This is a genomic window from Micromonospora sp. NPDC049230, from assembly GCF_040647875.1.
GTDB lineage: Bacteria > Actinomycetota > Actinomycetes > Mycobacteriales > Micromonosporaceae > Micromonospora.
In genome coordinates this window covers 93,985-108,283 of sequence record NZ_JBEZCZ010000020.1, presented here as the reverse complement: position 1 = coordinate 108,283, position 14,299 = coordinate 93,985, and the positions used below count along the sequence as shown (strand labels likewise).

At 68.5% G+C, this 14,299-nt stretch carries 16 protein-coding genes and 1 pseudogene; 9 read left to right on the top strand and 8 right to left on the bottom strand.

Annotated features, from left to right (window positions below):
- Positions 1–425: 425 nt before the first annotated feature.
- Positions 426–1,145: pseudogene (locus AB0A95_RS18730) on the top strand (IS481 family transposase); the annotation flags it as partial.
- Positions 1,146–1,343: 198 nt separating this feature from the next.
- Here the strand turns inward: AB0A95_RS18730 and AB0A95_RS18725 are convergent.
- Positions 1,344–2,471, bottom strand: coding sequence for a Fic family protein (locus tag AB0A95_RS18725; RefSeq protein ID WP_357556989.1), 1,128 nt, complete (start codon positions 2,469–2,471; stop codon positions 1,344–1,346).
- Positions 2,472–3,135: 664 nt separating this feature from the next.
- On the opposite strand from AB0A95_RS18725, the gene AB0A95_RS18720 reads away from it, so the two are divergent.
- Complete coding sequence (locus AB0A95_RS18720) at positions 3,136–3,564, top strand: hypothetical protein (RefSeq protein ID WP_357556988.1); 429 nt, start codon at positions 3,136–3,138, stop codon at positions 3,562–3,564.
- Positions 3,565–3,648: 84 nt separating this feature from the next.
- Positions 3,649–4,623, top strand: coding sequence for a methyltransferase (locus tag AB0A95_RS18715; protein ID WP_357556987.1), 975 nt, complete (start codon positions 3,649–3,651; stop codon positions 4,621–4,623).
- Positions 4,624–4,955: 332 nt separating this feature from the next.
- Here the strand turns inward: AB0A95_RS18715 and AB0A95_RS18710 are convergent, their stop codons facing one another.
- Positions 4,956–5,216 (bottom strand): hypothetical protein, encoded by a 261-nt coding sequence (locus tag AB0A95_RS18710; RefSeq protein ID WP_357556986.1) that lies wholly within the window; start codon positions 5,214–5,216, stop codon positions 4,956–4,958.
- A gap of 138 nt (positions 5,217–5,354) precedes the next feature.
- A complete protein-coding gene (locus AB0A95_RS18705) occupies positions 5,355–5,720 on the bottom strand; it encodes a hypothetical protein (RefSeq protein ID WP_357556985.1) in 366 nt (121 codons plus the stop codon).
- A 150-nt stretch (positions 5,721–5,870) separates the two neighbouring features.
- Here AB0A95_RS18705 and AB0A95_RS18700 point away from each other — a divergent pair, with 150 nt between their 5' ends.
- Genes AB0A95_RS18700 through AB0A95_RS18690 form a run of 3 tightly spaced genes read left to right on the top strand, consistent with a single transcriptional unit; the run spans position 5,871 to position 7,537 of the window.
- The gene (locus tag AB0A95_RS18700; protein WP_357557010.1) at positions 5,871–6,101 is read left to right on the top strand and encodes a hypothetical protein; all 231 of its coding nucleotides are present in this window, start codon (positions 5,871–5,873) and stop codon (positions 6,099–6,101) included.
- Positions 6,043–6,195, top strand: coding sequence for a BBE domain-containing protein (locus AB0A95_RS18695; RefSeq protein WP_357556984.1), 153 nt, complete (start codon positions 6,043–6,045; stop codon positions 6,193–6,195). Before AB0A95_RS18700 ends, AB0A95_RS18695 begins: the two co-directional genes overlap by 59 nt.
- A 31-nt stretch (positions 6,196–6,226) precedes the next feature.
- A complete protein-coding gene (locus tag AB0A95_RS18690) occupies positions 6,227–7,537 on the top strand; it encodes a DUF2252 domain-containing protein (protein ID WP_357556983.1) in 1,311 nt (436 codons plus the stop codon).
- 90 nt (positions 7,538–7,627) lie between these two features.
- Here AB0A95_RS18690 and AB0A95_RS18685 read toward each other — a convergent pair whose 3' ends face one another.
- On the bottom strand, positions 7,628–8,116 hold the full coding sequence (locus AB0A95_RS18685) for an SDR family NAD(P)-dependent oxidoreductase (RefSeq protein ID WP_357556982.1): 489 nt from the start codon (positions 8,114–8,116) through the stop codon (positions 7,628–7,630).
- Between the two features lie 80 nt (positions 8,117–8,196).
- Complete coding sequence (locus tag AB0A95_RS18680; RefSeq protein ID WP_357556981.1) at positions 8,197–8,811, bottom strand: TetR/AcrR family transcriptional regulator; 615 nt, start codon at positions 8,809–8,811, stop codon at positions 8,197–8,199.
- Positions 8,812–9,172: 361 nt separating this feature from the next.
- Between AB0A95_RS18680 and AB0A95_RS18675 the strand changes: the two genes are divergently transcribed.
- Both AB0A95_RS18675 and AB0A95_RS18670 read left to right on the top strand, forming a co-directional pair.
- Positions 9,173–10,321: a hypothetical protein gene (locus tag AB0A95_RS18675; RefSeq protein ID WP_357556980.1), complete on the top strand. Its 1,149-nt coding sequence runs from the start codon at positions 9,173–9,175 to the stop codon at positions 10,319–10,321.
- Between the two features lie 169 nt (positions 10,322–10,490).
- The gene (locus AB0A95_RS18670; RefSeq protein WP_357556979.1) at positions 10,491–11,858 is read left to right on the top strand and encodes an FAD-dependent oxidoreductase; all 1,368 of its coding nucleotides are present in this window, start codon (positions 10,491–10,493) and stop codon (positions 11,856–11,858) included.
- Between the two features lie 78 nt (positions 11,859–11,936).
- Here the strand turns inward: AB0A95_RS18670 and AB0A95_RS18665 are convergent, their stop codons facing one another.
- On the bottom strand, positions 11,937–12,131 hold the full coding sequence (locus AB0A95_RS18665) for a hypothetical protein (RefSeq protein WP_357556978.1): 195 nt from the start codon (positions 12,129–12,131) through the stop codon (positions 11,937–11,939).
- A complete protein-coding gene (locus AB0A95_RS18660) occupies positions 12,128–12,277 on the bottom strand; it encodes a hypothetical protein (protein WP_357556977.1) in 150 nt (49 codons plus the stop codon). The genes AB0A95_RS18665 and AB0A95_RS18660 overlap by 4 nt, the downstream gene beginning before the upstream one ends.
- A 301-nt stretch (positions 12,278–12,578) precedes the next feature.
- On the opposite strand from AB0A95_RS18660, the gene AB0A95_RS18655 reads away from it, so the two are divergent.
- Positions 12,579–13,721 carry a hypothetical protein gene (locus AB0A95_RS18655; protein WP_357556976.1) on the top strand — a complete coding sequence of 381 codons (1,143 nt, stop codon included), beginning with the start codon at positions 12,579–12,581 and terminating at the stop codon, positions 13,719–13,721.
- Between the two features lie 20 nt (positions 13,722–13,741).
- On the opposite strand, the gene AB0A95_RS18650 is transcribed toward AB0A95_RS18655, so the two are convergent.
- Complete coding sequence (locus tag AB0A95_RS18650; protein WP_357556975.1) at positions 13,742–14,296, bottom strand: hypothetical protein; 555 nt, start codon at positions 14,294–14,296, stop codon at positions 13,742–13,744.
- Positions 14,297–14,299: the final 3 nt, after the last annotated feature.

Here is a 14,299-nt window from a genome sequence, read left to right as displayed (position 1 = left end):
ACGCGCTCGTCGTGCCCCCGGTCACAACGACGTCGTCGGTGCCGATGGCAGCTGCGCAGAGAGGGGCGACTGTCACCGCTTGCCGTACCGCCAGGCCGAAACCTGCCCTCGGCTCCGTGGAATGGCGTCCGATGGGATGCGAGCTGTTCCGCCACACGAGTTCCGTACAGACCGACACTTCAATGGTCTTCGGACAGCGCTGTAGGGGATCCGGGACGGGCGGCCGGCGATGCAAGCTCGCCGTCGAGCATCGCGGCGACCTGCCGGCTCCAGGTGCAGAGCTCCCTGCTGTCGGAGTCGACCGCGCAGGCCCTAGTTGTTCTGCCCATGGACGTTGGTGACAGGGCTGGGATCTTGAACGGGTGAGGACCTCCGGGGTAGGTGTGGAGCTACCAGACAGCCGCACCTGACCCGTGGAGGTCCTCATGGTCCACCGTAACGCCCCGTTGTCAGAGACCGGCAGGCTGCGCCTTGCCCGCTGTGTCGTCGATGACGAGTGGCCATTGCGACGCGACGCGGAACGCTTCCAGGTCAGCGTGAACACGGCGAAGCGGTGGGCCGATCGCTACCGCATCAACGGTGCAGCGGGCATGGCCGATCGGTCCAGTCGGCCGCACCGTAGCCCGTCACGCACGGCACCGCCGGTCGAGCGCAAGGTGTTGCACCTGCGGGCCAAGCGACGGTGGGGACCCGCGCGTATCGGTGGCCAACTCGGGCTCCCCGGATCCACCTGCCACGCGATCTTGCGTCGTGCCGGCGTCGCCCGCCTGGCTCACCTCGACCGGGCTACCCGTGAGCCGATCCGCCGCTACGAACACACCTCACCGGGCGACCTGGTCCACGTCGACATCAAAAAGCTCGGCAACATTCCCGACGGCGGCGGCTGGCGCACCCAGGGCCGTGCTCGTGGGAAACTCAACCGCACCGCCACCGCAGGTCACCGCACCGACGCGTGGGGCGGCGCCCGGCTCGGCTACGCCTACCTGCACACCGCGATCGACGACTACTCCAGGCTGGCCTACACCGAAATCCTTCCTGACGAACGTCAAGACACCGCTGCCGCGTTCTGGCAACGCGCCCACGCCTGGTTCAGCTCATCCGGCATCACCGTCCGCCGCGTCCTGACCGACAACGGCTCCTGCTACAATCCTCCCTCGGACACCAAATTTCGTGGAAAATCACGATAAATAGTATAGGTTGAGTATCCTATTTGGGCCCAAATGCTGAGAGTCTGGAATGCCTTCTGGTATGACCGGCCGCATGGGTCCAATTCGGTAGACAGGGAATGGCGTCCGTTCGCGGCGCGCTGACCGTCGGATATTTGTAGTGCCGGGGCCTGCGGCTCAACGTTGGTACGGGTCGATGATTTCCTTTGGGCGCAGCGCGGGGGCGGCGAGCTCGCGGAGTGTCGGCGAGGTGAGGTAGAACCTGCCGCGGGTCTCGCCGTGTTGTTCGAGCATGCCTGCCCGGACGAGTGCGCGGAGGTCGCGGGTTGCTTGGTCGTCGGTGAGGTTCTCGTCGCGTTGATAGAGGGTGCGGCGTACTCGGCCGCCGGTGGCGGCGAGGTGTATGGCGCTGACGACCCGCTCGGGCAGCCCGTTGCGCCGGACCCAGGTGTCGAGCAGTTCCCAGAGTTGCGCGGCTTGGTCGAGGCGTTGCCGGACCAGTTGGGCTTGTTGGTGGTGGGCGCTCAGGCAGAATCGGATCCAGTGGCTGGTGTCGTTGTCCGGCTGCCAGTTTGGGCCGCCTGCGTCGCCGAGCGCGTCGTAGTAGGCGTAGGTGTTTCGGCCGACGCCGAGCCACTCCTCGATCGAGGAGAACTCCGGGGCGAGGACGCCGTCGCGGGCGAGTACGAGGGTGTGTAGGCAGCGCGACATTCGGCCGTTTCCGTCCCGCCAGGGGTGGATCTTGACCAGGTTCAGGTGGGCCATGGAGGCCCGCACGAGCAGCGGGGTCTCTGGTTCGCCGTCGGCCAGCCAGTCGATCAGCTCGGAGATCAGCGACGGAACGTCGTCGGCGTCTGGCCCGGTGTAGACGCGTCGGCCGGTGTGCGCCTCGTCGATGTGGATGTCTCCTGGACGGTAGCGGCCCGGCCATTTGCTGAGGTCATGGCGGAGCATCATGAAGTGCAGTGCGTTGAGCAGCATGTGCTGCCAGGTGAACTCGCGTGAGCGGGCGAGTTGTTGCACGTAGGTCAGGGCGTCGCGGTAGCCGGTGATGACTTCCCAGGTTTGCGGGTTTGTCTCTACCGGTTCGTCGCCGGCGACTGCTGCGGCGGCGTCGTCCAGGGAGACCTGGTAGCCCTCGATCGAATTCGAGCCCTGGATCGCGTGAGCGATCAGGGTTCGTCGGAGGTGTCCTGTCCAGCGGTGTGGCTCGGCGATCTGATGCCGCAGGTTGTCCCGCATGGTGTCCAGTTCGCCGAGCACGCGCTTGTCGTCGTCGGCGAGTGCGGGAGTCCGATACAGCATGCGCAAATCATACAATGCTTTCCGCTGAATCCCAGATTAATTTCAGCATTACGCCGGTGAAGGGCTTCAGGCTGCCCCTGACGCGTCGCGCCTCATCGCTGAATGAGGTTGTTCGGTCATGACACGACCTATCCGACCGAAGGAACACCTCGTCGGTCCACTCGTACCCGCTGTCCTGCCCGCGCGTCCCCGCTCAGGCACGATGCCGATGCCCGCTCTACCTGCCCGAGTCTGCCCACCGGCGATCATCGACGCCATCCTCTTGCTGGGGATGGCTCTTCCGGCAAGCTGTGGCCGGGTGAGCGTGCAGCACCTCCTGCGCGCGTTGGGCTGGCCCCCGCACCACCGCCTCGACATTCAGCCGCGCCACGGCATGCTCGTCATCTGCTCGGCCAGCGACGGCCGCCACCAGGTGGGTAGACGAGGGGACCACGGCCAGGAAGGCGTTCGCGGCCGTCGTCCCGGCGGGTCCGGCGCCCTCTTTAAAGGAGCTGCGCGACTTTCTGACCGCGCGGGGAATGACCGAGTGGTATCAACCATCGCGCCTTCTCATCCTGGACAGACTGCCGCGCAACTCGGCCGACAAGGTGCTGCGCAGGGAGATCTCGCCGCCGCGGATCGAGCGAAGCGGTGAAGCGAGAGATCGGTAGCGCGTTAGCGGGTTATGCGAACTAACGCGTACGTCATCGGCGGGTCGATCCCCGGGCTGCTGGCCGCCTCGGTCCTGGCCGGGCGGTACGACCGGGTCGTGGTGCTGGAGAGCGACGACCTCCCGGACGGTCCCACCCCTCGGCGCGGGGTGCCGCAGAGCCGGCAGCTGCACGCGCTGCTCAGCCGAGGGTTGGCGACGTTGGAGGAACTCTTCCTGGGATTCACGGCTGAGTTGATCGCGCGGGGCGCGGTGCTCGGCGACCTGGTGGGCGACCTGCATTGGATCATCGAAGGCCGGCCGCTGTCCCGCGAACCGATCGGTCTGGCCGGGCTGTCCGCGACCCGGCCGCTGATCGAGGACCGGATCCGTCGCCGGGTGGCCGCGCTGCCCGGCGTCGAGTTCGTCACCGGCGTCCGGGTCGTGGCGGCCCGGCTTTCCTGACGACCCTCCATTCCCAGTGACACCTAACAGCAAAGGACGACAACCATCGTGACCAGTGACATCGCGGCCCCGCCGCAGGCCTCCGTGTTCGGCCTCGCCATGGGCGCCGTGCTCGCCCAGTCTCTCGCCGCCGTCGTCGAACTCGGCGTTGTCGACCTGCTTGCGGACGGGCCTCGGCCGGTGAGTGAACTCGGCTCCGAAACCGGCACCGTGGGCGACAGCCTGAACCGGATGCTGCGACCGCTCTCCACCGCCGGGTATTTCGACCGGGACGGCGAGACCTATGCGCTCAACGACGTCAGCCGAACGCTGCTGAGCGGGCATCCGGCGGCCGGTCGTGAGGTGGTGCTGGCGTTGCTCAGTCCGACCTTCGTCGATTCGTACCAGCGGCTGGCCGCTACGGCGCGCACCGGCATCACCGGTACGGATCTCGCGGTCGGAGTCCCGATTTTCGAGCATTTCGCCCGCAATCCGGAGGAGGGCACCACCTTCAACCGGGCCATGCTCGGCATCCACGGCCCGGAGGCGGCTGCGGTGTCCGCCGCGTGGGATCTGCCCGGCGCCCGGCTCATCGTCGATGTCGGCGGCGGCATCGGCACCCTGCTGCGTACCGTTGTGGAAGCCGTTCCCGGCTCGCGTGGCATCCTCTTCGACCGGCCCGAGGTGGTGGCCCAGGCCGACCTGAGCGCGACCGAGGATCGCATCAGCGCCGAAGGCGGCGACTTCTTCGAGGCCGTTCCCGCCGGCGGTGACGTCTATCTGTTGTCACACATCGTGCACGACTGGTCGGACGAGACGGCCCGCGAGATCCTCGTGCGGTGCCGCGATGCGATGGCGCCGGACGGGCGGGTGGTGCTGATCGAGATGGTGCTGCCGAGCGACAACCAGGACCACCCGAGCCTGCTGATCGACGTGATCATGCTGTCCGTCGCGGGTGGCCGTGAGCGCACTCCGGAGCAATACCGGGAGCTGTTCGCCTCGGCCGGGCTGGAGCTCGAGCGGATCGTTGCGACCTCCTCCGCGGTGAGCCTGATCGAGGGTCGCCGCCGGGACGCCTGAGAGGACGTGCGCGGGCCGCCGGTCGCACCGGTGACCCGCGCACGGGTGTCTCTCACCGGCGACCGAGCGGCTCGCGCGGCGATCGCCTTACTCAGCGCTTCGAGCGGCGCTCCGGCGTCGGGAGCCCCGGAACGGAAATCTGGCAGCCGGTCGACGGACCGGCGACAGCGGCCACGTCGGGGACACCGCGTCCAGGTTCGCGGCTGACATGCCGGGGGTGGCACCTGCGCGTTCTTCTGCCAATGCGGCAGATCGGAGACCTCGCTCACCCGCCGCCCCCGGCGCCCGAGCTGCCGCCGTTCTACGTGCGTTCGGCCGCGATGGTGCCATTCTCAAGGAGCAGCGTGGTTCCGCCGCAGGCGAGGACGTACGGGCTCGCCTGCGGGGAACATGACGTGGGATCCACAGTCCTGTAGGCCGCTGGCGCTGCCTTCGTCGCCGGCTGCGGCGACCACGGTGATGCCGAGGGCCGCAGCGTCGGCGAACAGTTTGTCGAGCGCCGTGCGTACGGCCGGCGTGAAGACAATTTCGGGCGCACCCCAGCCGAGGCTGATGCGCGGCTCCGCCGCGATCGTCCAGGCCTGATGGCTCACCTGTTCGGCCTGGCCGGGTCAGCGGCGTACGGATCGAGGAATTCCGCTCGCCGAGAGTGGTGGGCAGGAGGCACGAACTCCGGGGGTAGGAGCGGCGGCCACCGCTGTCCAGCAATGACCGCCGCCGACCAGTTGTCGTCAGCCCTGCCAGCCCGAACAGTCGGGGTGCTCCCAGCCGAACCGGCCGATGCAGACCTGCATCAGCCAGATGTCCTGGGAGAAGTTCTTGGTTCGGGTCTCGCCGGGATTGGCGTCGATGACGTCCGTCGACCCGTTGTAGAACTGCACCCGCAGGAAGCTGGAACCTACCCCGCCGCCACCCCTGTTGGAGAAGTAGGCCCAGCTCGCCGCGCCGTTGCCGGGATTGTTGTCGAACTGTCCGACGGACCCGCCGTAGTTGAGCGGCTGGCTCGCCGCGAACGCCGGCGCGGCCAGACCCGCACTCGCCACGACTGCCGCGAGTGATGCGCCAACAGCTCGTTTGATGGTTCGTGTCCTGAGCATCGTCACTCCTGTTTCCACCGACCGGACCGAGCGACCGGTCATACCGACACACACGCATTCATTGGCTCGATGTTCAGCCGTCCTGTCGAGGCCGGAGGAGAAGGATCGATGAGTCGGTGGTGAAGCCGATGCGCTCGAACATCGGTGGCGGTGGGCGCGGCCGGCCCGGCCGACGGCAAGCTGCGCACGGTCAGCGCCGCCTCGGAACCCGACCTGTTCGCGGCGTTGCGGAGTGGCCGGGGCAACTTCGGCGTGGTCACGTCCACGCTGATCGGGCTGGTGCCGGTGACGTCGGCCGTGGACCGATCCCCGGCGTCGCCGGATGGTCAATTTCCGCTCGGCGCAGGAGACGCGCGACCCGCGGCCGCTCAGCGAGGTTGACGGCCCCGAGAGCTACGACCGCTTGGTGGCCGTGAGGCAGCACTACGACCCGGCCGCGATGTTCCGGATGAACCACACCCTGCGTGCCCGGTGAACGATACGGACTCCCCGTCGTTTGCGGGCGTATGACCGAGCAGTCCCGTGCCTCATACGTCAAAGACGTTCTGCTCCGGGAGTTCGGCGCCGCGATGGCGCTCGACCCCGGGGCGTTCCGCCGCAAGTTCCACAAGATGGCGGCCTCCCCGTTCGCGTTTTACCGTGGCAGCGCCTCGCTGTTCTACGCCGACCTGGCCGGGGCCTACGCCGACGGCCGATTCCTCGACGAGCGGACCAGCCGGATCTGGATCCACGGCGACCTTCATGCCGAGAACTTCGGCACGTACATGAACTCGTCCGGCCGGCTCGTCTTCAACGTCACCGACTTCGACGAGGCGTACGTCGGCCCGTTCTCCTGGGACCTCAAGCGGTTCACGGCAAGTCTGGCGCTGATCGCGTACGAGAAGGCGTTGTCCGACGACACCATCACCGAGCTGGTCGTCACGTTCGCGCGGAGCTATCTCAGTGAGTTGCGGGCGCTGGTCGCCGGGTCCGGTGCGGTCGGGCCGATCGGCCTGGGCAACGCCGGCGGCGTGTTGCGCCGCGTGCTCCAGCAGGCCCGGCTCAAGACCCGCGCCGGGCTTCTCGAATCGCAGACCATGATCACCGCGTACGACCGCCGGTTCGCGCTCACCGACGGTGTCGAGCCGGTCGACGACGCCACCGAGATCGCCGTGCTGAGAGCGTTCGACCACTATCTCAAGTCGACGCCGGCCACGAACCGTCCGGTGTCTACCATTGTCAAGGACGTCAAGCTGCGCAAGGGCGTCGGCATCGGCTCGGCCGGGCTGCCCTCGTACAGCCTGCTGCTGGAGGGGCACACTCAGGCCTTGGAGAACGACGTCATCCTCTACATGAAGCAGGCGCAGGTGCCGGCGGTGGCCCGCTGGATCGACGACGACCGGGTCCGGGCCTACTTCGAACACCAAGGCCACCGTACGGCGGAGTCGCAGCGGGCCCTGCAGGCGTACGCCGACCCGTGGGTGGGGCACACCGAGCTTTTCGGAGTGGGTCAGTTCGTCGCCGAGGTCTCGCCATACGCCGCCGATCTCGACTGGTCGGAGGTGAACGAGCGCGGAGACCTGGCCGGGGTGGCCGCCGACCTGGGCCGTGCGGTCGCCCGCATGCACTCGGTCGCCGATGACGAGTCCCACCACGACCTGGTGGACTTCTCGACCGAGGAGGCCATCGTCGCGGCCGTCGACCACGACGAGTCGGGTTTCGTGCGTCACCTGGTCGAGTTCGCCCACCGCTACGGCACCCAGGCCCGCGAGGATCACCAGGCCTTCGTCGACATGTTCCGCAACAACCACCTGCTCGGCCTCGACCGCCCCGCTTGAGCGGAGACTACGGCGCCGGTCCGTCGTGGCGGCGTTCGCTGAGGGCTCGGCTGCTGGTCGACCGGGCCGGACCCCGCATCCCCGCCATGATCATGCGGTGGTGGGCCCGGTCGCCGAGCCACTGCGCATGGTCGTCAGCGACCGGGCGTGCCAGCCGGCGACGTAGCGGGTCTTCGGCCGCCGCGCAGTGCAAGCCCCGGCCATGACGTCGGCGATCACCGACGGAGGGGTCGTGCCTTTCTGGTACGTCGTCCGCGTGCTGTCGGCGACCTGAGCCGCCAGCTCCGCGTACGGGCCCGAACCGGACGGCTGGACCAGTCTCGCGGCGTCGACCTGCGTGAACTCGGTGTCGGTCGACCCGGGCTCGATGACTATCACGGTGATTCCCAGCGGCGCCAGACCGAGCCGCAGGCAGTCCGACCATCCCTCGAGGGCGTGCATGGTCGCGTGGTACCACGAACCCAGCGGTGTGTAGACCCGCCCGCCCGTCGACGACAGGTTGACGATCGTGCCCGAGCGGCGTTCGCGCACGCCCGGCAGCACGAGCTGGGTCAGCCGGGCCGCCCCGAACAGGTTCACCTCGAACTGGGAAGACGCGGAAGCTCAATCCGCGGAGTGTCGTGCTGACAGTGGGGGCGCTTTGCCCGGGAGCGGGGCGCCTACCGGGCGGGGCGGTGATAGACGCCGTACCACCAGGTGCGGGCCAGCTCGCCGGCGAACGTGCTGTCGCTGCGGGGATCCGTGGTGGTGGTGACGTGGTCGACGATCGCTTGTTCGCCGCCCAGGACGATCAGGCGGGCGGCGCAGACCGGATCGAGGCCGGCCGGGATGCGGCCGGCCTCCTGCTCGGTCCGGAGCATCATGGCCGTTCCGTCGATGAACTGGTCGATTCTCTCGGTACAGAACTGCCGCACGGCCGGGTCGTAGGCGGCGACCTCGGCGAGGGCCCGGCGCACGGTGGCATGCTGCCGATAGATCGTGACCACTTCGGTGAAGACCTCCGCGAGCCGGTCGACGCCGCCGGCCGGCTGCCAGGCCGAGGTGATGTCGAAGGAGGAGCCCAGCAGCTCGGTGGCCAGTCGCAGGAGCAGGGTGGTCTTGTCGCGGAAGTGGCTGTAGAAGGTCGACCGGGCGACGCCGGCCTCGGTGCAGATCTGCTGCATGCCGATCTCGGTGAAGGTCGCGCCGTCGATCAGTAGGCGCTCGGTCGCGGCGAGGAGGCGCCGGTCGATCGTCGACGTCGACGGAATCCACTGCTTCCCGAGCGGGTTCACGAAGACACCGCGGTTGGTTTAGGGCCTTCTTCGGGAGCCCCGGGAATCGGTGCGGGGGGCACTCCCTGACTGTGGGCCTCGACGAGTTGCGGCAGTCGCCGGCCGAACCGGGCCAGGCCGAACGCGCCGACGGTGTCCTGGAAGAGGCGTTCGCCCAGAGCTGGTGAGTCCACCTGACGCCGACGGATCCCGGCCGGTGTTGTTCGCCGATGTGCGCAGTGGCACACCCTGCCGAATCTTTGCGCCGGACGGACGGGACGTGAACTTCTGTGGCCGAGGCGTGCCCGCGTGAATTGACCACCGATCCGCCCGTTCGGCCGCATGGACGGCGACACCCGTCGCCGTGATGTGAGGAGCACAAGTGAGAAGACGCTGGATCTTTCCCATCGTGCTCGTGACCGTGCTGGCCACGGCAGGAGTGGGCACCACGTCCGCTCTGGCGTCGAGCACGACGCGGGATCACGAGCTGGTCGCCCGGCTGCAGAAGCTGCTGCCGGACGATCATCGCCTACGGCCCGAGCTGCGTTACCCCTTCGCGATCGACCCGGGCGACTACGAATGCGTCGAAGACGGGCCGATGTCGCAGTGGAAGAACTCGCTGACGGCGGGGATGACCCCCGACCAGTTGGCCGGCTTCAGCACGCTGCTGAGCTACAACGTCTGGGAGTCCGACGCTCTGTACTTCCCGCAGCCGGAGCGGCAGCGCTACTTCGGCCGGCACGGCGAGTACACGAGCCAGATGCGGGCCGAGTGGGCAGACCTCAAGAAATTCTGGGACGTTCGGTCGGACGCCGTCCAGATGGTGCCGGTGCACGGTGACGTCATCCTGGACCAGGCTCGGTCGGCGCGGGCCATCCGCGCCGGGCTCGGTCTGTCCCCCCGCGACGCGGCGGAAGCGGCCGTCATGCTCAAGGAACTCGCCGACCAGGACGTTTACCAGCACGGCGAACTGCCGCTGTTCACCGCGCTCAACAGCATGACGTCCTTCTCGCCGGACAATCCCGCCCCGCCCGGCACCGACGCGCGCCCGAAGATCCTCTACGGCGACGGCGTGTTCTCGTTCGGCAAGACCTTCGGCTACGACCGGATCGGGCCGAAGATCTTCCTGGCGCACGAGTACGGACACCAGGTGCAGACCGAGCACGGCCTCATGCCCGCTAAGACCACGCCTGAGCAGTCCCGGCGGCTCGAGCTGATGGCGGACAGCATGGGTACGTACTTCCTGGGCCATCGGCGCGGCGAGAACCTGCCCTGGCCGCAGCTTCGCCGGAGCACCGAGTTCCTCTACCGCAACGGCGACTGCCGGTTCACCAGCCGCTTTCACCATGGCACCTTGAACCAGCGAGGCCGGGCCGGCGAATGGGGAGCGAAGCTGTCCCAGGCCGGCGGGCGGATTCTGCCCAGCGGCCGGATGATCGAGCTGTTCGACCGCAAGCTACCGCAGATCGTGGCTCCGGACGCCCCGGAAACGGTCACCCTCTCGGCGGCGGAACTCAGCGCCGTCTCCTGACGGACGCCGTGGGCGCGCGAACCGCTCGCGCGCCCACGGCCCGCCGGCGACCGCGAAACGCGCCGGGCCGGTCGTGCGTCCCGAAAACGCGGGCTGTTGAGCGGATGTCAGCAAGAGCACGCCCCCGACGCCTTGCCGCCACGTGATGACTGCTGCGAGGTTGGGACCCATGCATGCGGATCTTCTGGTGATCGGGTTCGGTAAAGGCGGCAAGACGCTCGCGGGCGCGCTGGGCCGGCAGGGCAAGCGCGTGGTGATGGTCGAGCAGTCGGGTCAGATGTACGGCGGCACCTGCATCAACATCGGCTGCGTGCCGACCAAGGCGCTGATCCACCGGGCGTCCACCCGGCCCGACGACGCCGACCCGCGCCGGTGGTACGCCGACTCGGTCACGTTCACCACGTCGCTGACCGCGCTGCTGCGCGAAAAGAACTTCCGCATGCTCGACTCGCTCGAGTCGGTCACCGTGGTCACCGGAACTGCGGCGTTCCTCGACGAGAAGCGGGTCGAGGTGACCGCCGGCGACGACCGCCTGGAGATCACCGCCGATATCATCGTGATCAACACGGGGGCCGTGCCGGTGATCCCCGACATTCCGGGCCTGCGGGAGAGTCCGCACCTGCTCACCAACACCGATCTGATCGCCTCGCCGGCTCTGCCTGGCCGGGTGGCCGTTCTGGGCGGCGGTTATCAGGGCATCGAGTTCGCCGCTCTGCTCGCCAGTTACCGCGCCGAGACCACGGTGCTGGAAAGCGCGGGTCGCATCCTGCGCCGAGAGGACGAGGACGTCGCCGCGGCCGCCGAGCAGATCCTTCGCGACGAGGGGGTCACCTTTGTCACCGGCGCCCGGGTCAGCCGGGTCGGCGGCTCCGCTGAGGCGGCGATCGTGCACTACGAAGTCGACGGCGGTCAGCACACCCTGGAGGTGGACGCGGTGGTCGCCGCCGCCGGGCGGGCTCCGAACACCGCGAACCTGCGTCTCGACGCGGCCGGCGTGCGTCTGACCGCGAGCGGAGCGGTCGAGGTCGACGATCATCTGCGTACGAGCCGGCCGCATATCTTCGCGATCGGCGACGTGAACGGAGGGCCGCAGTTCACCTACATCTCCCTCGACGACTACCGCATCGTGCTCGACCAGATCACCGGTCAGGGAAGACGGGCCACCACCGACCGGGTCGCGGTGCCTTCGACGCTTTTCATGACCCCGCCGCTGGCCCGGGTCGGCCTGACCGAGGCCGAGGCGCGTGCCGCCGGGCGTGGCGTGCGAGTCGCGGCCAAGCCGATCGCGGCGATCGCGGCGATGCCCCGCGCCCGGATCGTCGGCGACACCCGGGGCCTGATGAAGTTCGTGATCGATGCCGAGACCGACGAGATCCTCGGCGCGGCCCTGCTCAGCGTCGATTCCCAGGAACTCATCAACACGGTCGCACTGGCCATGCGCGGTGGAACGACCGCTAGCGGACTGCGCGACGCGATCTGGACCCATCCCAGCTCGACCGAGGCGTTCAACGAGGTACTGGCGACCATCGTGGGGTGATTGCCGACCGAAGCGGAAACGCCCTTCCCGTTCGGCGATCTGCCGCGCCCGTTCTACAAAACGCATGAGTCAGCACAGTCAGTAGCCGCAGCGCCAATCGGAGGAAGACTTCGCCCGACTTCGGGCGACGAACTCGGGACCGGTTCCCCGGAACCAGCTGAGCCGGACCGTCGACTCGGGCAGGAACGCGTCCTGCGTCTGCTGCCACCAGCCTCGGTCGCGGCCCTGCCGTTCTCGAAGAGTCAGCTGCGCGATGTTGCCGGCGTCGCTCATTGCTCGCCCTCGGCGAAGCAGTTACGCGCCACACCGACGTGCGCCGACAGGTCGACGTCGTGCGCTCCGAACGCGACGCCGCCGACGCCGACCGGCTGGTCGACCCGGCTGCGGATAGACCCGCCGAGGTCGTCCCCGATGAGCACGCGTGTCACTTCCGCCGGGTCGCGCCAAGGCTGGTGGTCGGGACCGTTCCGCCGGCCCGCCGATCCAGTGTTCATGGCCGTGGAGTCTGGCCGGTACGACGACGGCGATGGCGAACCGCTTCATTGAATGAAGCGCTGAGCCGTGTGAGTCGTGGGTTACATCGGTAACGAGTGCCGGTAGTGAAGCCTTCACCGCGGCCGCGTTTGTGTCGGTGGGCAATATCGCCCTGTTCCGACGAACTGAGGAGCCTCGTTGCGAAGGAAATGGATTCTGCCGATCACGGCAGCTGTCGCGGTCCTGGTGGCCGGCCCGGCAGCCGTACCGGCGGAGGCTGGTCCTGTTGACACCGACGCGCGCACCACCGCGCTCGTCCAGCGCCTGCGGCAACTGCTGCCGAACGATTACCTTGCTCGCAAGCAGGCAGCCGGCCTGCAGAGCAAGACTCCGGTGGCTTCGATCATCGACCCGGGTGACTATGAGTGCGGCGAGACCAGCTTCGACGGCTGGGTGGCGTCGCTGTTGACCGGATGGAGCCCGGCGCAGAAAGAGGGGCTGCGGACGATCCTGCAGTACGACGTCCCGCTGCTCGACGCCGCCTATTACGCGGAGCCGGAGCGAAAGCGCTCTTTCGGTCTGCACGGTGAGTACACCTCCGAGCTTCGCCGCACGTTCACCGAACTGCGGGGATTCTGGGACATCCGGTCGAAGGGCATCGAGCTGGTCCCGATGCACGGCTCGACCCTTCTGGACCCCGCCCGGTCGGCTCGGGCTCTTCAGGCCGGTTACGGTGTCTCGGCCGAGATCGCGGCCGAGGCCGCGGCGGCCCTCAAGGAACTGGCCGACCAGGACGTCTACGACCACGGGAACTTCCCGTTGTTCACGACGAACGCGGTCAGCCTCGTTCCGGGTGAGGGAGAGGTGCCGCCGCCCGGGGCCCAGCTCTCCAAGCGGATCGTGGTCGGTGACGGCCTGCTCACCGGCGCCCGCGCCATCGGGTTCGGCGACGTCGCACCGGCCACCCTTCTAGCGCACGAGTTCGGCCACCAGATTCAGGAAGCGGACGGTCTGGGCGCGGTGCCGGCCAACACGCCGGAGGCGACCCGGCGGTGGGAGCTGATGGCCGACGGCCTCGGCGGGTACTTCCTGGGCCACAACCGTGGCAAGAACCTGTCGTGGAAGCGGATTCGTGATGCCGTCAAGTTCACCGCCGCGAGCGGTGACTGCAGCTTCGACGTGGTCGGGCATCACGGCACGCCCAACCAGCGTGGTCACGCGGCGGAGTGGGGGGCGAAGCTCGCTCAGAAGGCGACGTGGCCGCACCAGCGGGTGCTGCCGAGCAAGCGGGTCACCGAACTGTTCGACCGCAAGCTTCCGGCCCTGGTGGCGCCGGATGCGCCCGACACGGTCTCGCTGACTGCGGCGGAAATCTCCGCCGCGGCCTGAGCCGATCAGGTGCCGGGTGGTCACCTCGACCACCCGGCACCGCCACCCGAAAGCCTTTCGCGGCATCGTGGAGCCGACTCGATGGCAGCTCTCGAAACGGCGAGCAGCGGGCCGCCCCGGGTGGCGTCCACGCCGAAGCCGTAACCGGTGCTCACCGACGCCTGGGCGAGTTGGGGAACCAGCATGAAGGCGCCGAACATGCAGATGCCGACCAGGGCCGTCGTGGCGTTGGTGACCAGCACGGCGGGCTGGGCCAACAGGCGCAGGTCGACCGGCGGTGAGGCGTTGGGCCGCTCGACGAGACCGAAGACGACCAGCACCACCGGTCCGGCGGCGAGCAGGGCGAGGACACGGCCCGAGGTCCAGCCCCAGGCGTTGCCGCGACGGACCGCGAGCAGCGGGAGCGTCACGCCGAGGCCGAGCAGCGCCGCGCCGACGAGATCGATCCTTCCGCCGGCTGAGCGGATGCCCGATTCGGGCAGCACCAGGGCGACCGCGAGCCCGGAGGCGCGGAAGGTGGGGCGGGCCACGGCCATGCCGAGCGGGATGATGCCGCCGCCGGTGCCCCGCAGCACCCG